Consider the following 20,239-nt stretch of genomic DNA (forward strand, 5'->3'; position numbering starts at 1 on the left):
AATCACCACCGGTACACCATCCCCGCAAAGGACACACTGCAATGAGCATGCTCGCTGAGGTCGGCGTCTACGGTTCCGTCGCTTCGATCGGTTACGGCCTCGCCGCGATCGGCCCCGGCATCGGTGTCGGTCTCATCTTCGGTAACGGCGTGCAGGCCATGGCCCGCCAGCCCGAGGCCGCCGGCCTCATCCGCTCCAACATGTTCATCGGCTTCGCGCTGACCGAGGCGCTCGCCCTCATCGGCATCGTCATGCCGTTCGTCTTCGGCCAGGGCCCCAAGTAATCCCCGCCGTAGACCCTTCGAGGAAGGTCCAGATATGAGCGTCGTGGCTCAGCTTGCGGAGACGGAGGAGATCATGAATCCTCTCCTGCCCGCGTGGCCCGAGATCATCATCGGCCTGCTCTGCTTCTTCATCGTCTTCGGCCTGCTCGGCAAGAAGCTCCTCCCCAGCATCGAGAAGGTGCTGTCGGAGCGCCGGGACGCCATCGAGGGCGGAATGGAGCGGGCCGAGGCCGCTCAGGCCGAGGCTCAGGCCCTGCTTGAGCAGTACCGCGCCGAGCTCGCCGAGGCGCGTCACGAGGCTGCCCGCATCGTCGAGCAGGCTCGCGAGCAGGGCGCTGCCCAGCTCACCGAGATGCGCGAGGAGGGCCAGCGTCAGCGCGAGGCCATCGTCGCCGCCGGCCACGCGCAGATCGAGGCCGACAAGAAGCAGGCGACCGCCGCCCTGCGCCAGGACGTGGGTTCGCTCGCTTCGCAGCTGGCCTCCCGCATCGTGGGTGAGTCCCTCGAGGACCACGCGCGGCAGAGCGGCGTCATCGACCGCTTCCTGGACGAGCTGGAGGCCAAGGCCGCCGTTGCTCAGGGTGCGGCCAAGTGATCGGCGCAAGCCGCGAGGCCCTCGCCGCCGGGCGGCAGAACCTCGAAGGCCTGACCGACTCCACCTCGGTGGATGCGGCCAAGCTCGCCGAGGAGCTCACCGCCGTCACGGTCCTCCTGGACCGTGAGGTGTCGCTGCGCCGCGTCCTGACCGACCCGTCCCGGTCGGGCCAGGACAAGGCCCAGCTGGTCTCCTCGCTGCTGACCGGTCAGGTCTCCGGCGAGACCCTCGACCTGGTCTCCGGCCTGGTCCGCTCCCGCTGGTCGGGTGCGCGTGACCTGGTCGACGCCGTCGAGGAGCTGGCCGCGTACGCCGAGGTCATCGCGGCCGAGAAGGCCGGTGTCCTGGACGACGTCGAGGACGAGCTGTTCCGGTTCGGCCGGGTGGTGAGCGGCTCGAACGAGCTGCGCTCCGCGCTGACCGAGCCGAAGGCCGGTGCCGCCCCCAAGGCGGCGCTGATCAAGAAGCTGCTCGGCGGCCGCGCCAACGCCGGCACCGTCCGGCTGGTCACCGCCCTGGTGAACGCTCCGCGTGGCCGTAGCCTTGAGCAGGGCCTCGAGTCCTACTCGAAGCTCGCCGCCGCCCGGCGCGGGCGCGTGGTGGCCCTGGTCACCACCGCGGTGCCGCTGTCGGACGGCCAGAAGGAGCGCCTGTCGGGCGCCCTGGGCCGGCTCTACGGCCGCCAGGTGCACCTGAACATCGACGTCGACCCCGAGGTCGTCGGCGGTGTCCGGGTCCAGATCGGCGACGAGATCATCGACGGCACCGTGTCGAGCCGCCTCGAAGGCGCTCGCCAGTCGCTCGAAGGCTGAGTACCGAAGCACATCCGACCCTCGGTCGGGAACCGGCTCCACCGGAGCCGGCAAATCGTACGGCCGGTTCGAGAGACCCGGCCGAGAGTCGAATACTTGCGGCCCTCAATGGCGGGCCGAGGATCGCAAACTAGGAGAGCAGGGAAGCCTGATGGCGGAGCTTACGATCCGTCCGGAGGAAATCCGGGACGCGCTGGCCGACTTTGTCCAGTCGTACCAGCCGGACGCCGCCTCGCGTGAAGAGGTCGGCACGGTCACTGACGCGGCGGACGGTATCGCGCATGTCGAGGGCCTGCCCTCGGTCATGGCGAACGAGCTGCTGAAGTTCGAGGACGGCACGCTCGGCCTCGCGCTGAACCTCGACACCCGCGAGATCGGTGTCGTCATCCTCGGTGAGTTCAGCGGCATCGAGGAGGGCCAGACGGTGCGCCGCACCGGCGAGGTCCTCTCCGTGCCGGTCGGCGACGGCTACCTCGGCCGCGTCGTGGACCCGCTGGGCAACCCGATCGACGGTCTGGGCGACATCGCCTCCACCGGCCGCCGCGCCCTGGAGCTGCAGGCCCCCGGCGTCATGGCCCGCAAGTCGGTCAAGCAGCCGCTGCAGACCGGCATCAAGGCCATCGACGCGATGACCCCGATCGGCCGCGGCCAGCGCCAGCTGATCATCGGTGACCGCCAGACCGGCAAGACCGCGGTGGCCGTCGACACGATCATCAACCAGCGTGACAACTGGCGCTCGGGCGACCCGGAGAAGCAGGTCCGCTGCATCTACGTCGCCGTGGGCCAGAAGGGCTCCACCATCGCGTCCGTCCGTGGCGCCCTGGAGGAGGCCGGCGCGCTGGAGTACACCACCATCGTGGCTGCTCCCGCCTCCGACCCGGCCGGCTTCAAGTACCTCGCCCCGTACACCGGCTCGGCCATCGGCCAGGAGTGGATGTACGAAGGCAAGCACGTCCTGATCATCTTCGACGACCTGTCGAAGCAGGCCGAGGCCTACCGCTCCGTCTCCCTGCTGCTGCGTCGCCCGCCGGGCCGCGAGGCCTACCCGGGTGACGTGTTCTACCTGCACTCCCGTCTGCTGGAGCGCTGCGCCAAGCTGAACGACGCCCTGGGCGGCGGCTCGATGACCGGTCTGCCGATCATCGAGACCAAGGCCAACGACGTCTCGGCGTACATCCCGACCAACGTCATCTCCATCACCGACGGCCAGTGCTTCCTGGAGTCCGACCTGTTCAACGCCGGCATCCGCCCGGCCGTGAACGTCGGTATCTCGGTCTCCCGCGTCGGTGGCTCCGCCCAGATCAAGGCCATGCGCTCGGTCGCCGGCCGTCTGCGCCTGGACCTCGCCCAGTACCGTGAGCTGGAGGCGTTCGCCGCCTTCGGTTCCGACCTGGACGCGGCCTCCAAGGCCCAGCTGGAGCGCGGTGCGCGCATGGTCGAGCTGCTGAAGCAGGGCCAGTACCAGCCGTTCCCGGTCGAGGAGCAGGTCGTCTCCATCTGGGCCGGCACCACCGGCAAGCTGGACGACGTCCCGGTGGCGGACATCCGCCGCTTCGAGCGTGAGTTCCTGGACCACGTGCGCCTGCAGCACAAGGACCTGCTGGCCGGCATCGTCGAGACCGGTCTGCTCGCCGACGGCACCGTCGACGCGCTGACCACCGCGATCGACGCCTTCAAGCAGGGCTTCACCACCGCCGACGGCAAGCTGCTCGGCGAGCAGGCCTGAGTCCGGTAGCGAGGGAAAGGACGTAACGACCCATGGGAGCACAGCTTCGGGTCTACAAGCGCCGGATCCGCTCTGTCACCGCGACGAAGAAGATCACCAAGGCGATGGAGATGATCTCCGCGTCGCGCATCGTCAAGGCGCAGCGCGCGGTGGCCGCCTCCACTCCGTACGCCGATGAGCTCACCCGGGCGGTGACGGCGGTGGCCACCCGGTCCAACGCCAAGCACCCGCTCACCACCGAGAACCCGGACGCCACCCGGGCCGCCGTCCTGCTGATCACGGCGGACCGCGGTCTGGCGGGCGGTTACTCGACCAACGCCATCAAGGCGGCGCTCACGCTCTCCGAGCGGCTCCGCGGCGAGGGCAAGGACGTGGTGACGTACATCGTCGGCCGCAAGGGCGTCTCGTACTACGGCTTCCGCGACTTCTCGGTCGCGGGCTCGTGGACGGGATTCTCGGACAAGCCGACCTACGGCGACGCCAAGGCCGTGGCGGCCGACCTGATCGAGGCCTTCACGGCCGAGACGGGCGGCGTGGACGAGCTCCACCTCGTCTCGACCGAGTTCGTGTCGATGCTGACGCAGAACGCGGTGGACGCCCGGCTGCTGCCGCTGAAGCTGGACGAGGTCCAGCTCAGCGACCAGACGCCGGCCAAGGCGGAGATCTTCCCGCTGTACGACTTCGAGCCGTCGGCGGAGGGCGTCCTCGACGCGCTGCTGCCGCGGTACGTCGAGAGCCGGATCTACAACGCGATGCTGCAGTCGGCCGCCTCCGAGCACGCCGCTCGTCGGCGTGCGATGAAGAGCGCGACGGACAATGCCGGCGAGCTCATCAAGTCGCTCACGCGGCTTGCCAACTCGGCCCGTCAGGCCGAGATCACCCAGGAAATCAGCGAGATCGTCGGCGGTGCCAACGCCCTCGCCGACGCTAGCCGCGGGAGCGAATGAGAATGACCACCACTGTTGAGCCGACCACGGCGACGGGCCGCGTCGCGCGGGTCATCGGCCCGGTCGTCGACGTGGAGTTCCCCGTCGACGCGATTCCGGACATGTACAACGCCCTGCACGTCGAGGTGGAAAACCCCGACGGCTCGGGCAAGAAGACCCTGACCCTCGAGGTCGCCCAGCACCTCGGCGACGGCATGGTCCGCGGCATCTCGATGCAGCCGACCGACGGCCTGGTCCGTGGCACGCAGGTCAGCGACACCGGCGCGGCCATCTCCGTCCCGGTCGGCCAGATCACCAAGGGCAAGGTCTTCAACGCCCTCGGTGACGTGCTGAACGTCGACAAGGACGAGTTCGAGTCGCAGGTCAAGGTCCGGTGGCCGATCCACCGCAAGGCCCCGGAGTTCAAGGACCTCGAGTCCAAGACCGAGATGTTCGAGACCGGCATCAAGGTCATCGACCTGCTCACCCCGTATGTCACGGGTGGCAAGATCGGTCTGTTCGGTGGTGCCGGTGTCGGCAAGACCGTTCTGATCCAGGAGATGATCTACCGCGTCGCCGAGAACTTCGGTGGTGTGTCGGTGTTCGCCGGCGTCGGCGAGCGCACCCGTGAGGGCAACGACCTCATCGACGAGATGGTCGACTCGGGCGTTCTGGACAAGACCGCGCTGGTCTTCGGCCAGATGGACGAGCCGCCGGGCACCCGTCTGCGCGTCGCGCTCTCCGCGCTGACCATGGCGGAGTACTTCCGTGACGTCGAGAAGCAGGACGTGCTCCTCTTCATCGACAACATCTTCCGGTTCACCCAGGCCGGTTCCGAGGTGTCGACCCTGCTCGGCCGTATGCCCTCCGCGGTGGGTTACCAGCCGAACCTGGCCGACGAGATGGGCCTCCTGCAGGAGCGCATCACCTCGACCCGCGGTCACTCGATCACCTCGATGCAGGCGATCTACGTCCCCGCGGACGACCTGACCGACCCGGCCCCGGCCACCACCTTCGCCCACCTGGACGCGACGACCGTTCTGTCGCGCCCGATCTCGGAGAAGGGCATCTACCCGGCCGTCGACCCGCTGGACTCCACGTCCCGCATCCTCGACCCGCGGTACATCGCGCAGACCCACTACGACACGGCCATCCGTATCAAGGGGATCCTGCAGAAGTACAAGGACCTCCAGGACATCATCGCGATCCTCGGTATCGACGAGCTGTCCGAGGAGGACAAGGTCACGGTCCACCGTGCCCGTCGCATCGAGCGCTTCCTCTCGCAGAACACCTACGTGGCGAAGCAGTTCACCGGTGTCGAGGGTTCGACCGTGCCGCTGTCCGAGACGATCGAGGCCTTCAACTCGATCGCGGACGGCAAGTACGACGCCGTTCCGGAGCAGGCCTTCTTCATGTGCGGTGGCATCGAGGACCTCGAGAAGAACGCCGCCGAGCTGGCGAAGAAGTAATCGCGGCCGGTAGCAGCTGAGTGACCGTGAGGGGTGGGCCCCAGCCCTGGGACCCACCCCTCGCGTCGCATCGGCTGTGATTCCGGTCAAATCCGTGCCGCCGGTTTCATGCCGGGGGCGCGGGCCCGTTATTCTTACCGAAACTCCCGAGTAATCGGGGGTTGCATGAGCCTAGGAGCCCACGTTGGCTGAGCTGCACGTCGAGCTGGTCGCAGCCGACCGCAAGGTGTGGTCCGGTGCGGCCACCATCGTCGTCGCCCGTACGGCCTCCGGTGACACCGGCATCATGCCGGGCCACACCCCGGTGCTGAGCGTGCTGGAGACCGGTCCGGTCACCATCCGCACGGTGGACGGCGGCACCGTGATCGCCGCTGTGCACGGAGGCTTCATCTCCTTCGCCGACAACAAGCTGTCTCTGCTCGCGGAGATCGCCGAGCTGGCGGACGAGATCGACGTCGCACGTGCCGAGCGTGCACTGGAGAAGGCGCAGTCGGACCTGGACGAGCACGCCGAGCGACGCGCCGAGGTGCGTCTGTTCGCGGCGCGCGGTCTCAAGGCCCACGCCTGAGTGCGCCAGACCCTCTAGCGGGGTCGACCGACGGTCCCGGGGACGCGTGAGCGTGACCCCGGGACTGTCGTCTCAGTTGGTAGGTCAACGCGGTCGCCTGATACGACCGACACGGGGAACGCGGGTAGCGAGGAGGTAGGTGAGCATGGTCCTCGCCCTTGTGGTGTGCGCGGCGGTCGTGGCCTCGGGTGTGATCGGCCTGGTCGCGTTCGCGGTACGACGCCGGGTGATCCAGCGGGTCGGCGGCACGTTCGACTGCAGCTACCGGCTCAAAATGCCCGCCGACGCCTCGACGCAGCCCGACCTCGACGAGAACGGCAAACCCACCTCGGCCCCGGTCCCCCAGACCGACGGCAAGGGGTGGGTTTTTGGTATCGGCCGCTACAGCGGTGACTCGATCGAGTGGTTCCGGGTCTTCTCGTACGCCCCTCGCCCGCGCAAGGTGCTGCCCCGCCGGGAGATCGAGGTGCTCGGCCGGCGCTACCCCGAGGGCCAGGAGGAGCTGGCGCTGCTCTCCGGCTCGGTCGTGCTGCGGTGCCTGCACAACGGCGCCCCGCTGGAGCTGGCGATGAGCGAGGACGCGCTCACCGGCTTCCTCGCCTGGCTCGAGGCCGCACCCCCCGGGCAGAGGGTGAACGTCGCGTAGCGACGAGACCCTCGGGGTGGGGGTACCTCCCGGCCGGAGGCTGGGGTGGGGGTACCTCCCGGCCGGAGGCTGGGGTGGGGGTACCTCCCGGCCGGAGGCTGGGGTGGGGGTACCTCCCGGCCGGAGGCTGGGGGAGGGTTAACGCCGCCTAACCGCTTGGCTACTCTTGGCCCCATGGTCAATCTGACGCGCATCTACACCCGTACCGGCGACGACGGCACCACCGCGCTCGGTGACATGAGCCGTACCACCAAGACCGATCCGCGCCTGGTCGCGTACGCCGACACCAACGAGGCGAACGCCGCGATCGGCGTGGCGATCGCCGCCGGCGGGCTGACGGAGGACGTCGCCGCCGTCCTCACCCGGGTGCAGAACGACCTCTTCGACGTCGGCGCCGACCTCGCCACCCCGGTGGTGGAGGACCCGAAGTACCCGCCGCTGCGGGTGCTGCAGTCCTACATCGACAAGCTGGAGGAGGACTGCGACCACTACCTGGAGTCGTTGGAGAAGCTGCGCAGCTTCATCCTCCCCGGGGGAACCGCGGGCGCCGCCTACCTGCACCTGGCCTGCACGGTGGTGCGCCGGGCCGAGCGGGCCACCTGGGCCGCCATCGAGGAGCACGGGGAGAGCGTCAACCCGCTGACCGCCAAGTACCTCAACCGGCTCTCCGACCTGCTGTTCATCCTGGCCCGGACGGCCAACAAGGAGCAGGGCGACGTGCTCTGGGTACCGGGCGAGAACCGCTGATCTCCCCTGCGGGGGTTACCTCTGCCGGGGTCTACTGCTGCTGCGGGATCTTCCAGCCGACCACGTGGCCGTCCTCGACGATCGCGTCGGCCGGGGCCTCCTTGGGCCACCGCGAGTAGCAGGCGGCCACGATCACGTTGATCACGGCGGCCAGGCCAAGCCGGATGTACCAGCCGATGAAGACGGAGAAGTGCGCGGCACCGGCGGAGAGCGGCACCAGGGCGGTGATCAGGCCCAGCGTGATGGCGGCCGAGACCACGGTGCGGCCGCAGATCTGCCACTCGTGGCGGGTCCGCTCGGGGCCGTACTTGGGGGAGGGCTTCGGCTTGGGGCCGCCGGCGAAGCGGTGCTGGAAGTGCCGGTCGGCCCAGCGGACCAGCGAGGGCCCGTACCCGATGGAGAAGCCCGCGTAGCCCGCGGCCAGCGCGTGCGTCCAGCTCGCGGCGGCGCCGCCGCGCAGGTCGAGGACGGTGAGGACGAACAGCGTGAGGTCCACCACCGGCAGGCCGACCAGCAGCACGGTGCTCGTCCTGCGCCACCGCAGGAGGTAGCGGGTGGCCAGGCCGAGCCCGAGGAGGATCCAGAAGGCGGCCTCGGCGGCGAGGATGAGGGTGACGATCATGGTGGGCTCCGCGGCTCTCGGTGACGCTGCCAGCCTTTCCGACGCGGGTGCGCGTGTCGTCGTCGCCGGAGCCGAGCCCGGTCTGCACCTTTCGATGTACGGCGGCTCCTCCCCGCACCGGAGCCGCCCACCCGGCCGGAGATGATCTGATGGGGCCGTGCGCAGACCCAACCTCACCCCGCGGCAGCAAGACCGGGCGATCGCGCTCTTCGGGCTGCTCGGGGGCCTGTTCCTGATCGCCATCGGGGTCTACGACGGCTCCGAGCACATCCCCCGCTGGATGGTCGTCCCGCCGCTGCTGCTGATGGCCTCGCTGGAGTCGTTCCGGCGCACCCGGCCGGTCCTCATCGCGACGGCCGGCGGGATCGTCTTCGCGGTCAGCATCTTCACCGGGGCGCTCCTGGCGACCACCCTGATGTACACCGACCTGCTGTACGCCGCGGTGCTCTACGGCAACCCGAAGATGTCACGGGTGCTGCACCTGACCGGTGCGGCCTCGGTGCTGGGGCTCTCGACGCTGGTGCTGATCTACAGCGACGCCCCGACCGCGGTGGCCGTCGTGGTGCTGACCACGCTGGTCTACCTGGCGCCGGTCTGGACCGGCGACATCGTGCGCAAGCACCGGCAGGAGGCGGAGACCCAGCGGCTGCGGGCCGAACAGACCGCGCTGCTCTCCGAGCTGGACCGGCGCGAGGCCGTAGTCGCCGAACGGGCGCGGATGGCAAGGGAGTTGCACGATGTGGTGGCCAACCACCTGTCGGCCATCGCGATCCACGCCACCGGGGCCCAGTCGGTGGCCCGCCGCCAGCGGCGGCCCGAGGACGACCCGTTGGTGGAGGTGCTGGCGGTGATCCGGGAGAACAGCGTCCAGGGACTGGCCGAAATGCGCCGCATGATCGGCCTGCTGCGGGACAGTGGCGGGGGAGAGGCCGACGCGTCGTACGCCGCGCCCGACCTGGAGGCCGTCGACGCGCTGCTGGCCAAGGCCCGGGCGGCCGGGCAGGACGTCGGTCTGGACTTCGAGCTCACCGAGCACGGCGACCGCGGGGAGCTGCCGGTGCCGGTCAACCTGGCGGCGTACCGGATCGTCCAGGAGTCGCTGACCAACGCGCTCAAGCACGCCGGGCCGGGGCACGTCCGGGTGCTGCTGGAGTACCGGCCGGAGGAGCTGCGGATCGCGGTGGACAGCCCGTTCCGCAGCGGCGCCGGCCGGGAGCTGCCCGGTGCCCGGGCGGGCATGGTGGGCATGCGGGAGCGGGCCGGACTGCTCGGCGGCAGGTTCACGGCCGGGCCCGAGGGGGATTTCTGGAGCGTACGCGCGGTGCTGCCGCGGGCGCTGGTGACCGAGGGCGGAGAGGGGCGGGCATGACGATCCGGGTGCTGGTGGCGGAGGACCAGGCGGCGGTCCGCGCCGCGCTGGTGATGATCCTGCGGGCCGAGCCGGACATCGAGGTGGTCGGGCAGGCCGCGGACGGCGAGGAGGCCGTCCGGCTCGCGCTGGAGCTGCGGCCCGACGTCGTCCTGATGGACGTGCAGATGCCCCGGCTGGACGGCGTCTCGGCGACCCGCCAGGTGGTGGCCGCCGGGGCCGCCCAGGTACTGGTGCTGACCACGTTCGACCTGGACGAGTACGTCTACGGCGCGCTGCGGGCCGGCGCGGCCGGGTTCCTGCTGAAGGACCTGGAGGCGGACACCCTGGTCGAGGGCATCCGCACGGTGGCGCGCGGGGACGGCATGCTGGCGCCCTCGGTGACCAGGCGGCTGATCGGCTCCTTCGCCCGCCCGGACCGGGCCGTCGGGCCGGACGTCCGGGAGGCGGTGGCCGGGCTCACGCCGCGTGAGCGGGAGGTGCTGGCCTGCCTCGGTGCCGGGCTCTCCAACGGGGAGATCGCCGGGCGGCTGGAGATGGCGGAGGCGACCACCAAGACGCACGTCAGCCGGATCCTGGCCAAGCTGCGGCTGCGCAGCCGGGTGCAGGCGGCGATCCTGGCCCAGGACCTCGGCCTGGGCATCTGAGCGCCCGGCAGATCGGTCCGGCAGATCGGTCCGGCCGGCCCGTCCGGCCGGGTCTGTCGCAGATCACACTCTCGGATGCCACCACGGGCGCGTGAAGGGTATTAGAGTCCCGCGCGTAGTGAGCGAAGCAAGTGAGCCGAAAGAGGTGCGCGCTTCGCTCGGGCGACCGCCGAGCGACAGCGAGGCGGGACAACAGAGCGATGCGGCTCTTGCGGGTGATCCCTGCCCTGAGCCGCCTTCAGGGCCCGCCCGCAGGGCGGCGACGGCATCCGGGAGACCAAGCCATGAGCAATGCGTCCAGCCAGCAGATCGCCGTGATCGGCGCCGGCCTCATGGGGGCCGGCATCGCCCAGGTCTCCGCCCAGGCCGGCCACCCGGTGGTGCTGCGGGACGTCACCGAGGAGGCGCTGCAGCGCGGGCTCGCGGGCATCCGCGCCTCGTACGACAAGTTCGTCTCCAAGGGCCGGCTGACCGCCGAGGACGCCGAGGCGGCGCTCGGCCGGATCACCACCACCACCGACCTGGGCGCGGTCGCCGAGGCCGACATCGTGGTCGAGGCGGTCTTCGAGCAGCTGGACGTCAAGGAAGGCGTCTTCCGGGAGCTCGACAAGATCGCCAAGGACGGCGCGGTGCTGGCCTCCAACACCTCCGCGATCCCGATCACCCGGATCGCGGCCGCCACCGGGCGCCCCGAGTCGGTCGTCGGCGTGCACTTCTTCTCGCCGGTGCCGCTGATGAAGCTGGTCGAGCTGGTCCGCGGCTACAAGACCAGCGACGAGACGCTGGCCACCGCCCGCGCCTTCGCCGAGGGCGTCGGCAAGGACGTCGTCGTCGTCAACCGCGACGTGGCCGGCTTCGTCACGACCCGCCTGATCACCGCGCTGGTTGTCGAGGCCGCCAAGCTCTACGAGTCGGGTGTCGCCACCGCCGAGGACATCGACACCGCCTGCCGGCTGGGTTTCGGCCACCCGATGGGCCCGCTGGAGACCGCCGACCTGACCGGCGTCGACATCCTGCTGCACGCCGCCCGGAACATCTACGCCGAGACCCAGGACGAGAAGTTCGCCGCGCCGGAGATCATGGCGCGCATGGTCACCGCCGGCGACCTGGGCCGCAAGAGCGGCCGGGGCTTCTACCCGTACCCGGGCAAGTGACCCACCAAGGCGCGTGACCAGGCGGGCCGTACGGTCGGAGCATCGTACGGCCCGTCTGCCCGTGGGCGGGTGAGTTTCCTCACGCCGGGTGCCGCAGACGGGTGATTTGGGCGGTAATCGAGCGTAGGTGTGGAGAGTTCCTGCGTATATTCCCTCGGACGAGTGAAGTTGCTTCAGATCTGGCCGGAACCAGCAACCTGCGGACCTGGTTCACCGTCAGATGAGGGGGAGCCCGGCCCGCGCCGATGGCCGCGGCCGGGTCCGGGCGCGGGGCCTCAGGCCCGCCCGGATGGACACCTGCTCCCGGGCCCGGCGCGGCCGGGGTGGGACGACCCGTACCAGTGACCCGCCAGGCGGAGGAGGAGACCATGCGCATCCAGGGCGACCACGCCGCGCTGGCCATCGAAGGCCGCCTCGACGTGCGCACCGCCGCCGACGCGCGGGTCCGGCTGCACCAGGCCGTCGACGGCGGGCTGGGCGACCTCGTCCTCGACCTCGCCCGGCTGGAGTTCTGGGACGCCACCGGCCTCGGCGTGATCATGGGCACCCACCGGCGGGCCGGCCGGATCGGCCGCCGGCTGGTGCTGCGCTCCGTCCCGGCCCAGCTCCAGCGGCTGCTGGTGGCCACCCGGCTGCACCGCATCCTCGCCGTCGAGGGCGTGGTCGCCGAGCCCCGTGGCGCCACCCTGCCCGTGCTCGGCCCGGTGCTGTAGGCCGCCGCTCCCCGGTTCAGGGTGGGTCCGCGCTTCGCGCGCGGCGGCGGGTGTGCAAGAGTCTGCCGTCAGAACACGGCCGCCGGGCCGAGGTCCGGCTCCTCCCAGCCTCCGGCCGGGTGGTACCCCTCAGCCCGGAGACGGCCGTGCGAAGTCGTCGGTCGACAGGGGCGGAGCAGATCGTGGGACAGCCATCCGGTGAGTTCCGGCAGGAGGCCGTACGCACCCGGGGCGGTGAACTGGTCTCCGGTGGCCTGCTGGTGACCGTCGGCACCCCGGACGGCTCCGAGGTACGCCCCTGCCCCGAGGAGTGGCGCCCCCGCCCCCGCCGGATCGAGCGCACCGAACCGGCCCGCGGCCCGGTCGGCGGCCCCGGCCGTGCGGTCGGACCGCTCGCCCTCGGCGCCGGGCCCGCCGACCTCCCGCTGCTCGACCGCGAGGCCGACATCGCCCAGCTGCTGGGCCTGCTCGCCGAGGGCCGTTCGATACGCCTGGTCGGCCAGGCCGGCTCCGGACGCAGCGCCCTGCTGTCGGCCGTCGCCGAAGCGGCCGGCGGCCTCGCACCCGGCGGTGTCGTCCAGCTCTGCGGCCACCGCCGCACCGCCGCCGACCTCCTCCAGGACCTCTTCGCCGCCACCCACCAGGCCCCCGGTTTCCGCCCCGACCCCGGACAGCTCGCCGAACACCTCGGCCGGGTCGGCGCGATCGTCGTGATCGACGAGGTCGAGCAGGCCGGCCCCGAGCTGGAACAGCTGCTCGCCGCCGCCTCCGACTGCGCCTTCCTGGTCTCCGTCGCCCCCGACAGCCCGCCGCTGCCCGCCGACTCCCGGCTCCGGGACCACCTCGTCGCCGGTCTCTCCCGCCCCGCCTGCCTCGCGCTCGCCGCCCGGCTGGCCGGCCGCCCGCTCGACGTGGCCGAGAAGGCGTGGGCCGTCGACCTCTGGTTCGAGTCCGAGGGGCTGCCGCTGCGCTTCGTCCAGGCCGCCGCGCTGCTGCGGCAGCGGGACGTCGCGGTGGACGCGCTGGTGGCCGCCGAGGAGGACCGCCTCGACGTCTTCGGCGTGGTCCAGGAGCCCGTCCACGACCCCGATCCGGCGGTCCGTGAGGGCGCGCTGCGCAGGACCGTCCCGCTGCCGTCCGTCGCCGAGAGCGCCTCGCCCGCCGTCCGGCTCGCCGAGGGCCTCTCCGAGCCCGCCCAGGCCGTGCTGCGGCTCTCCGTGGCGCTCGGCGGGGAATGCCCGACCGCCCCGCACCTGCCGGCGCTGATCGACGTCGGCCAGGGAGAGAGCGCCCTGCACGAACTCGCCGACGCCGGGCTCGCGGTGTCCATCGGCGGTCACCACCGGCTCACCGCGGGCGCGCTCGAACTCCTCGCGCCGCACTGGCCGGCCCGCGGCAGCATCGACGGCGCCGCCCAGCACTTCGCCTGGTGGGTCGGGCACAGCTCGGTCTCCACCGAGCAGATCGCGGCCGAGGCCGAGGTGGTGATCGGGGTCCTGCTGGCCGACCGCACCGCCGGCCGGCACGCCGCCGTCGTCCGGCTGGCCCGGGCCGCCGCCTCCGCGCTGGCGCTGGCACTGCGCTGGGGGGCCTGGGAGCGTGCCCTGATGCTCGGCCTGGAGGCCGCCCGGCAGACCGGCTCCCGGGCCGACGAGGCCTGGTTCCACCACGAGTTGGGCGTCTACGCGATCTGCGTCCGGGAGCCCGGCCGGGCGGCCGCCGAACTGGAGTCCGCGCTCACGCTGCGAGCCGCGCTCGGCGAGCCGCGCGGGGCCGCCGGCGCCCGCCGGATGCTCGACCTGCTGCGCGCCGACGGCCGGGAGCTGCCCGCCGCCGCCCAGGGCGGCCCGGTGCCCGCGCGACGGCCCGTCATCCGGGCGATCGCGCAGGTGCCGTGGCGGTTCAAGACGACCCCCGGTACGGCCGGCCGTACCCGCCGCACGGCGATCGCGGCCTCGGCGGCGGTGCTCGCGCTCGGCGTGCTCGGCACGGCGGTTGCGATGAGCGTCACCGGCCCGGAGGAGCACCGGGGCACCGACCCGCACAGCAGGACCGACGACGGCACCGGCCTGCCCGCAGGCGGGACGACGCCCCGGCCGAGCCTCAGCCCCGGCGCGACGGCCTCCGGCGGCTCGGAGAGCCCGGGCGGCTCCCCGGCGGTGGAGGAGAGCGGCCCGGAGCCGGCGGCGAGCAGCAGCGGGGCGTCGCACTCGCCGTCCGCGTCGAAGAAGCCGAGCAGGTCGCCGAGCGCCGGCGAGTCCGCCTCGCAGTCCCCGGCCCCGGGTCAGTCGCAGCCCCCGGCGGGCGGCGCGGGTGGAGCGGGCGGCGCGGGTGGAGCGGGCGGTGGCGCGGGCGCCGGCGGTGCGGGCGGGAACCCGCCGCCGCCCGGCGGTTCGGCCGGCGGCGCGGGTTCCGGCTCGGGCTCGGGCGGCGCGAACGGGGGCGCGGCGGGCGGCCCGTCCGGTGGGGGCACCAGCTCGCCGCCGACCACCACCACGCCCAGCTCGACTCCGCCGACCACCAGCGCCTCACCGAGCACGACGCCGTCGGGCTCGGTGAGCCCGACGGCGGCTCCGTCCTCGTCCTGACGGGTCAGGGAGTCCGGGTCAGAACAGCTTCAGCTTGTCGTCGTCGATGCCGCGCAGCGCGTCGTAGTCCAGCACCACGCAGCCGATACCGCGGTCGGTGGCCAGGACGCGGGCCTGGGGCTTGATCTCCTGCGCGGCGAAGATGCCCTTGACCGGGGCGAGCAGCGGGTCCCGGTTGAGCAGCTCCAGGTAGCGGGTGAGCTGTTCGACGCCGTCGATCTCGCCGCGGCGCTTGATCTCGACGGCGACCGTCGCGCCGTCGGAGTCGCGGCAGAGGATGTCGACCGGGCCGATCGCGGTCGGGTACTCGCGGCGGATCAGGGACCAGCCGGTGCCGAGCACCTCCATCCGGTCCGCCAGCAGCTCCTGGAGGTGTGCCTCGACGCCGTCCTTGATCAGGCCCGGGTCGACCCCGAGCTCGTGGGACGAGTCGTGCAGAACCTCCTCCAGTGTGATGATGAGCTTCTCGCCGGCCTTGTTCTCCACTGTCCAGACCCCGTCGGCCTCCCTGAGGACGCACGGCGGGGACATCCAGTTGAGCGGCTTGTAGGCGCGGTCGTCGGCGTGGATGCTGACGCTGCCGTCGGCCTTGACCAGGATGAGCCTGGTGGCGGAGGGCAGATGGGCGGAGAGCCGACCGGCATAGTCGACTGAGCAGCGGGCAATTACGAGACGCACGGTCGACCACGCTAGCCCACTGGGGCCAGTTGATGCGATTCCGCGACGACCGGGTGAAGAATCCGCGAACCCCGCGAACATGGAGGTTCGGCGATCCGGCGAACGCCTGTCGGCACCCTGGCGCCCATTCCCTCGGGCCGCTACGGTGTGTGACGGGGTGCTCGCAGGAGCGCTGTCAACGGGGATGGAGACTTCAGATGAACGATCCGACGTGATCCGGCCAATCTGGTGCAGCAAGGCGTATTTCCGGAGCAATCCGAAGGAATTACCGGCCTGGCCCTCCGTTGACTGCCACGCTGTTCTGGGCGGCCGGCGCCCCCGACAAGTCCCTCGACACGTCCTCGGCGCCGACGCCTCCGCACGGTGCCGGAAACAGCCGTCCGACGGCGTTCCGGACATCACGCGCGATTCGCCCACCCTCACCCTCAGCTTGGACTACGCATCACCACCCGGGCGCCGCGCGGGTGGACCGCGAGAGGAGAATCCATGTCGCTCGACGTCTCACCGGCCCTGCTCGAGAAGGCCGAGCGGGGCGAGGTCGACGAGCGGGAATTCGTCGACTGCGTCCGCGTCTCCCTGCCGTACGCCTGGGAGCTGATCAGTTCGCTGGTCGCCCAGGCGAAGGTCGACGGCACCGACTTCGCCGACAACCACGTACCGCCGCCCAGCGAGCAGGCCCGTGGCCAGCTCCTCCGGGCCCTCGCCAGCGACGCCATCCGGGGTGCGCTGCAGCGCCACTTCGGTGTCCGGCTGGCCTTCCAGAACTGTCACCGGGTGGCGGTGTTCCTGCCGTCGGACTCCAACGAGGCGCGGTTCGATCGTTTCACGTCCGTCCGGGAGCAGCTGCTCAACCAGTCCGAGGAACTCCGGGACTGCTGACCGGTCGTCGGACGCACGGCCCCGGCGCCGGCATGCCACCGGGCCGCTCCGCCCCCGCCGAGGGGGAGGGGCGGCCCGGGCCGTCCGCCGGCCCGTTGGGCTCCTCAGCCCAGCTGTGGCAGCACCTCGGAGCCGAGCCGGGCGATGTTGTGCAGGGTGGCCTCGCGGTCGCCGCTGCCCTCGGCGAGCAGCGCGAAGCGGCGGATGCCGGTGCGCTCGGCGGTGGCCAGCAGCCGGTCGGCGCACTGCTTCGGCGTGCCCACCGCGTGCAGGTCGCAGAGGAGTTCGGTGTACTGGTGCGGGTCGCGCATCTTGCGCTCCCGGCCGTCCACCGTGCGGTGCGCGCCGAGCCCGTACTCGAACCAGCCGGGCATCGCCCGCAGCAGGGTGGCCCGGGCGGCCGAGGTGCGGTCGTCGACCTGGGCCACGCCGGCCGCGACGTGCTGGCGGGTCACCCGGCGCAGCTGCTCCTCGCCGCGCCCGGCGGCCAGCCAGGCCGTCCGGTACAGCTCCAGCATCTGCAGCTTGTCCTCGTCGCCGGAGTGCATCCCGAGCAGCATCGGAAGGCCGCGTTCGGCGGCCAGCCGTACCCCGCCGGGCGAGGTGCAGGCGACCACCACCGGCGGTCCGGCCGCCGGGCGCCCCGCGGTGGTGAGTTCCTCGCCGGCGCCGTCGGCGTCCTTGCGCTGACGGGGGAAGTGCAGCAGCCCGGACTGGTCGCCGAGGCCGAGCCAGGTGCCGAGGTCGGGTGTGCGCGGCGGCTCGCTCGCGCGCGGCACCACGGCCACCTCGGGGAAGGTGAACTGCGGCCCGTCCGCGCCGACCCGGGAGCCGCGCAGCCAGCGCAGCAGCAGGTCGAGCCGCTCGGGGAAGCCCTGTTCGAAGGCGTCCACGCCGCTGCCGAACACGTCCAGGTCGATCCAGGGACCGCCGCGGCCGACCCCGAGCGTGAACCGCCCGCCCGAGATGAGGTGCAGCATCGCGGCCTGCTCGCCGAGGGCCACCGGGTGGGCGGTGGAGAGCACGCTGACCGCCGTGCCGACGCCGATCCGGCGGGTGCGGCCGAGCAGCATCGCGGCGAGGGTGGCGGCGTTCGGGCAGACCCCGTACGGGACGAAGTGGTGCTCGGCCAGCCAGACGCTGTCCAGGCCCGCCCGTTCGGCCTCGACGGCGGCCCGGACGGTCCGGTCCAGGGCCTCGCCGTGGGTCTGCCCGGGGAACTGCGCCGAGAGCAGGAAGGCGCCGACCCGGACCGGCGCGGTCTCCGGCGGGAGTGCGCCGGAGCGCTGCGGCGCGGGCAGCGGCGTGCCGGGGGCGGCGGTCACCGGGGCGGCGGCCGCCAGCACCTGGCCGGCTGCCGGGGACCGGACTCCGGCGGGCCGGCGGGTCTCGGCTCGGGCGCTGGTCTTGGTCATCCTTGGGCCTCCTCGGGTGCGCGCAGGGTCTGCGGGCCCCGCCTGTCCCCTTGTGAGTAACCGATGTCATGTGCCAATGGCACGCCGAACCACGAATTTCGCGGAAGATCGGGTGGATATCGCGGGAAACGCCGAAGTGCCGGACGGTGGCGTGATAGGGGCCCTGGGGACGAGTCGCACGCCCTAGGCTGGAACGGTTCCGAGCCCCCGCAGAGAGGTAGCCCCGACGTGTCGCCCCGCCGCAACCGGATCAAGAGCGCCGCCGATCGCGAGACGGCGGAGCCGGCCGCCCCGCTCGGCGGCTCGCTGCGCCGCACCGACAGCTACCAGGGCGACGACTGGGTCGTCCAGACGGTGGCGGGCACGCCCGGCCGGTTCTACCGCTGCCCGGGCTGCGACCAGGAGATCCCCCCGGGTGTCGGCCATGTGGTGGCCTGGCCGATGCACGGCGCCGGGGTGGACGACCGGCGGCACTGGCACCGCGCCTGCTGGGGCGCCCGCGAGCGCCGGGCCTCCAACATCCAGCGCGGCCGCGGCGCCCCCCGGTACTGAGGGACGCCGCGTGCCACCCGGCCCGGTCAGGCGTCGCGCTTCTTCAGCACCAGCGCGCCGCCGGCCAACGCGGCCAGCGTCCAGGCCAGGCAGATCGCGAACCCGGCCCAGGGGCCGTACGGCTGGCCGTGCTGCTCGTACACCAGGAGCATCCGCGAGCCCGCGTAGTCGGGGAAGTAGTGGGCCAGCGTCTTGACCTTCGGCACCGCCGAGAGGATCGGCGAGAGCAGGAAGAAGAACGGCACCAGCACGCCGAGCGCCAGCGTCTGGTTGTGGAGCATCGCGGTGACGCCGGCCGAGAACAGGCAGAGCATCGTCAGGTAGAGCGCCGCACCGAACACCGCCCGCAGCACGTGCGGTTCGGAGATGCTGGTGGAGTGGTCGCCGAGCAGTGCCTGGCCGACGAAGAACGTGATGAACGCGGTGACCAGGGAGACTGCGAAGGCGAGGGCGCCGAGCACCACCGCCTTGCCGGTCAGCAGGGTGCCCCGCTGCGGGACGGCGGCCAGGGTGACCCTGATCATCCCGCTGCTGTACTCGTTGCCGACCGCGAGCACTCCGAAGACGATGATGGCCAGTTCGCCCAGCATGATGCCGGAGAAAGCCGTCCCGGTGGCGTCGAACGGGGTGTCGTCGTTGCCGCGGAACTCGGCGAAGTTGTTGTTGGTGAGCAGGGAGAGCAGAGCGCCGACACCGAGCGTGACGACGAAGGCCAGTGCGAGCGTCCAGACCGTCGACCGGACGCTGCGGATCTTCGTCCACTCGGAGCGCAGGACCGCCGGGAAGGACGCCATCTCAGTTCTCCTCCGTGCCGCTGGCCGCCGGCTGCTTCGCCGCACCGCCCTGCCAGGTGGCGCCCCAGGTGCCGGGTGCGCCGGCCGCGTCGCGGCCTTCGCCGTCCCCGGAGTGGTACTCCACCGAGTCGGCCGTCATCTGCATGAACGCCTCTTCCAGTGAGGCCTGTTGGGGGCTCAGCTCGTGCAGCACCACGCCGTGGCCGGCGGCCAGTTCGCCGAGCTGGGCGAGGTCGCCGTCGACCACCTCGTACGAGCCGTCCGGGCCGGGTTCGTGCCGGAGCCCGGCGCCGGCCAGCGCGTCCAGCAGGCGCTCGGGGTGCGGGGTGCGCAGCCGGACGGCGGAGCGCGAGTTGCGCCGGATGAACTCGGCCATCGGCAGGTCGGCGAGGAGCCGGCCCTTGCCGATGACGACCAGGTGGTCGGCGGTGACGGCCATCTCGCTCATCAGGTGGGAGGAGACGAAGACGGTCCGGCCCTCGCCGGCGAGGCGCTTCATCAGATTGCGGATCCAGAGGATGCCCTCCGGGTCGAGCCCGTTGACCGGCTCGTCGAACATCACGATCTCGGGGTCGCCGAGCAGGGCGGAGGCGATGCCGAGCCGCTGGCCCATGCCGAGCGAGAAGCCGCGCGCGCGCTTGCGGGCGACCGGGGTGAGGCCGACCAGGCCGAGCACCTCGTCCACCCGGGAGGTGGGGATGCGGTTGCTCTGGGCGAGCCAGAGCAGGTGGTCGCGGGCGCTGCGGCCGGGGTGGACGGCCTTGGCCTCCAGCAGCGCGCCGATGTACTTGAGCGGCTCGCTGAGCTGTCCGTATCTCTTGCCGTCGATGGTGACGCGGCCGGTGGTGGGCCGGTCCAGATCGAGGATCATGCGCATCGTGGTGGACTTGCCGGCACCGTTGGGGCCGAGGAAGCCGGTGACCACGCCCTGCGGCACCTGGAAGCTCAGCCGGTCCACGGCGAGTGTCTTGCCGTAGCGTTTCGTCAGGTCGTGCAACTCGATCATTCGCGCTCCCTTACTCTCCGTCAGGCTATGACAAAGCGGACGGGGCGGC

At 71.8% G+C, this 20,239-nt stretch carries 21 protein-coding genes; 16 read left to right on the top strand and 5 right to left on the bottom strand.

Features of this window, described 5'->3' with window-relative positions:
• Positions 1 to 41: 41 nt before the first annotated feature.
• From atpE to ACZ5WK_RS09245, 9 genes are all read left to right on the top strand, one after another.
• The gene (gene atpE, locus ACZ5WK_RS09205) at positions 42 to 284 is read left to right on the top strand and encodes an ATP synthase F0 subunit C (protein ID WP_030302757.1); all 243 of its coding nucleotides are present in this window, start codon (positions 42 to 44) and stop codon (positions 282 to 284) included.
• Between the two features lie 34 nt (positions 285 to 318).
• Positions 319 to 879 (top strand): F0F1 ATP synthase subunit B, encoded by a 561-nt coding sequence (locus ACZ5WK_RS09210; protein WP_396320838.1) that lies wholly within the window; start codon positions 319 to 321, stop codon positions 877 to 879.
• Entirely contained in the window at positions 876 to 1,691 is an 816-nt protein-coding gene (locus ACZ5WK_RS09215) for a F0F1 ATP synthase subunit delta (protein ID WP_465546440.1), read from the top strand. The genes ACZ5WK_RS09210 and ACZ5WK_RS09215 overlap by 4 nt, the downstream gene beginning before the upstream one ends.
• A 151-nt stretch (positions 1,692 to 1,842) precedes the next feature.
• Complete coding sequence (atpA, locus tag ACZ5WK_RS09220; RefSeq protein WP_465546442.1) at positions 1,843 to 3,417, top strand: F0F1 ATP synthase subunit alpha; 1,575 nt, start codon at positions 1,843 to 1,845, stop codon at positions 3,415 to 3,417.
• A 32-nt stretch (positions 3,418 to 3,449) separates the two neighbouring features.
• Positions 3,450 to 4,364, top strand: coding sequence for a F0F1 ATP synthase subunit gamma (locus ACZ5WK_RS09225; protein WP_396320843.1), 915 nt, complete (start codon positions 3,450 to 3,452; stop codon positions 4,362 to 4,364).
• Positions 4,365 to 4,366: 2 nt separating this feature from the next.
• Positions 4,367 to 5,812: a F0F1 ATP synthase subunit beta gene (atpD, locus tag ACZ5WK_RS09230; RefSeq protein WP_465546444.1), complete on the top strand. Its 1,446-nt coding sequence runs from the start codon at positions 4,367 to 4,369 to the stop codon at positions 5,810 to 5,812.
• Positions 5,813 to 5,996: 184 nt separating this feature from the next.
• Positions 5,997 to 6,380, top strand: coding sequence for a F0F1 ATP synthase subunit epsilon (locus ACZ5WK_RS09235; RefSeq protein ID WP_148642910.1), 384 nt, complete (start codon positions 5,997 to 5,999; stop codon positions 6,378 to 6,380).
• 145 nt (positions 6,381 to 6,525) lie between these two features.
• Positions 6,526 to 7,026, top strand: a complete 501-nt coding sequence (locus ACZ5WK_RS09240; RefSeq protein WP_396320845.1) for a DUF2550 domain-containing protein — start codon at positions 6,526 to 6,528, stop codon at positions 7,024 to 7,026.
• Positions 7,027 to 7,200: 174 nt separating this feature from the next.
• On the top strand, positions 7,201 to 7,773 hold the full coding sequence (locus tag ACZ5WK_RS09245) for a cob(I)yrinic acid a,c-diamide adenosyltransferase (RefSeq protein ID WP_465546447.1): 573 nt from the start codon (positions 7,201 to 7,203) through the stop codon (positions 7,771 to 7,773).
• Positions 7,774 to 7,804: 31 nt separating this feature from the next.
• Here the strand turns inward: ACZ5WK_RS09245 and ACZ5WK_RS09250 are convergent, their stop codons facing one another.
• Positions 7,805 to 8,395: a hypothetical protein gene (locus ACZ5WK_RS09250; protein ID WP_465546448.1), complete on the bottom strand. Its 591-nt coding sequence runs from the start codon at positions 8,393 to 8,395 to the stop codon at positions 7,805 to 7,807.
• 157 nt (positions 8,396 to 8,552) lie between these two features.
• Between ACZ5WK_RS09250 and ACZ5WK_RS09255 the strand changes: the two genes are divergently transcribed.
• The 5 genes from ACZ5WK_RS09255 to ACZ5WK_RS09275 all read left to right on the top strand — a co-directional run bounded on the left by ACZ5WK_RS09255 (position 8,553) and on the right by ACZ5WK_RS09275 (position 14,866).
• Positions 8,553 to 9,764: a sensor histidine kinase gene (locus ACZ5WK_RS09255; RefSeq protein WP_465546450.1), complete on the top strand. Its 1,212-nt coding sequence runs from the start codon at positions 8,553 to 8,555 to the stop codon at positions 9,762 to 9,764.
• A complete protein-coding gene (locus ACZ5WK_RS09260; RefSeq protein WP_465546452.1) occupies positions 9,761 to 10,411 on the top strand; it encodes a response regulator in 651 nt (216 codons plus the stop codon). Before ACZ5WK_RS09255 ends, ACZ5WK_RS09260 begins: the two co-directional genes overlap by 4 nt.
• 284 nt (positions 10,412 to 10,695) lie before the next feature.
• Positions 10,696 to 11,565 carry a 3-hydroxyacyl-CoA dehydrogenase family protein gene (locus ACZ5WK_RS09265; protein WP_396320851.1) on the top strand — a complete coding sequence of 290 codons (870 nt, stop codon included), beginning with the start codon at positions 10,696 to 10,698 and terminating at the stop codon, positions 11,563 to 11,565.
• A gap of 368 nt (positions 11,566 to 11,933) precedes the next feature.
• Positions 11,934 to 12,278, top strand: coding sequence for an STAS domain-containing protein (locus tag ACZ5WK_RS09270; protein WP_396320852.1), 345 nt, complete (start codon positions 11,934 to 11,936; stop codon positions 12,276 to 12,278).
• Positions 12,279 to 12,460: 182 nt separating this feature from the next.
• A complete protein-coding gene (locus ACZ5WK_RS09275; RefSeq protein WP_465546455.1) occupies positions 12,461 to 14,866 on the top strand; it encodes an ATP-binding protein in 2,406 nt (801 codons plus the stop codon).
• A gap of 18 nt (positions 14,867 to 14,884) precedes the next feature.
• Here the strand turns inward: ACZ5WK_RS09275 and nucS are convergent, their stop codons facing one another.
• On the bottom strand, positions 14,885 to 15,544 hold the full coding sequence (gene nucS / locus ACZ5WK_RS09280; RefSeq protein WP_465546457.1) for an endonuclease NucS: 660 nt from the start codon (positions 15,542 to 15,544) through the stop codon (positions 14,885 to 14,887).
• Positions 15,545 to 16,030: 486 nt separating this feature from the next.
• On the opposite strand from nucS, the gene ACZ5WK_RS09285 reads away from it, so the two are divergent.
• Positions 16,031 to 16,423, top strand: coding sequence for an SCO5389 family protein (locus tag ACZ5WK_RS09285; RefSeq protein WP_329489629.1), 393 nt, complete (start codon positions 16,031 to 16,033; stop codon positions 16,421 to 16,423).
• Positions 16,424 to 16,527: 104 nt separating this feature from the next.
• On the opposite strand, the gene ACZ5WK_RS09290 is transcribed toward ACZ5WK_RS09285, so the two are convergent.
• Complete coding sequence (locus ACZ5WK_RS09290; protein ID WP_465546459.1) at positions 16,528 to 17,838, bottom strand: LLM class flavin-dependent oxidoreductase; 1,311 nt, start codon at positions 17,836 to 17,838, stop codon at positions 16,528 to 16,530.
• A gap of 228 nt (positions 17,839 to 18,066) precedes the next feature.
• Here ACZ5WK_RS09290 and ACZ5WK_RS09295 point away from each other — a divergent pair, with 228 nt between their 5' ends.
• Entirely contained in the window at positions 18,067 to 18,390 is a 324-nt protein-coding gene (locus tag ACZ5WK_RS09295; protein WP_396320856.1) for an ATP/GTP-binding protein, read from the top strand.
• 26 nt (positions 18,391 to 18,416) lie between these two features.
• Here the strand turns inward: ACZ5WK_RS09295 and ACZ5WK_RS09300 are convergent, their stop codons facing one another.
• Complete coding sequence (locus ACZ5WK_RS09300) at positions 18,417 to 19,184, bottom strand: ABC transporter permease subunit (RefSeq protein WP_465546462.1); 768 nt, start codon at positions 19,182 to 19,184, stop codon at positions 18,417 to 18,419.
• A 1-nt stretch (position 19,185) separates the two neighbouring features.
• On the bottom strand, positions 19,186 to 20,190 hold the full coding sequence (locus tag ACZ5WK_RS09305) for an ABC transporter ATP-binding protein (protein WP_465546464.1): 1,005 nt from the start codon (positions 20,188 to 20,190) through the stop codon (positions 19,186 to 19,188).
• Between the last annotated feature and the right edge of the window lie 49 nt (positions 20,191 to 20,239).

The sequence above is a fragment of the Kitasatospora sp. NPDC032757 genome, assembly GCF_055579305.1.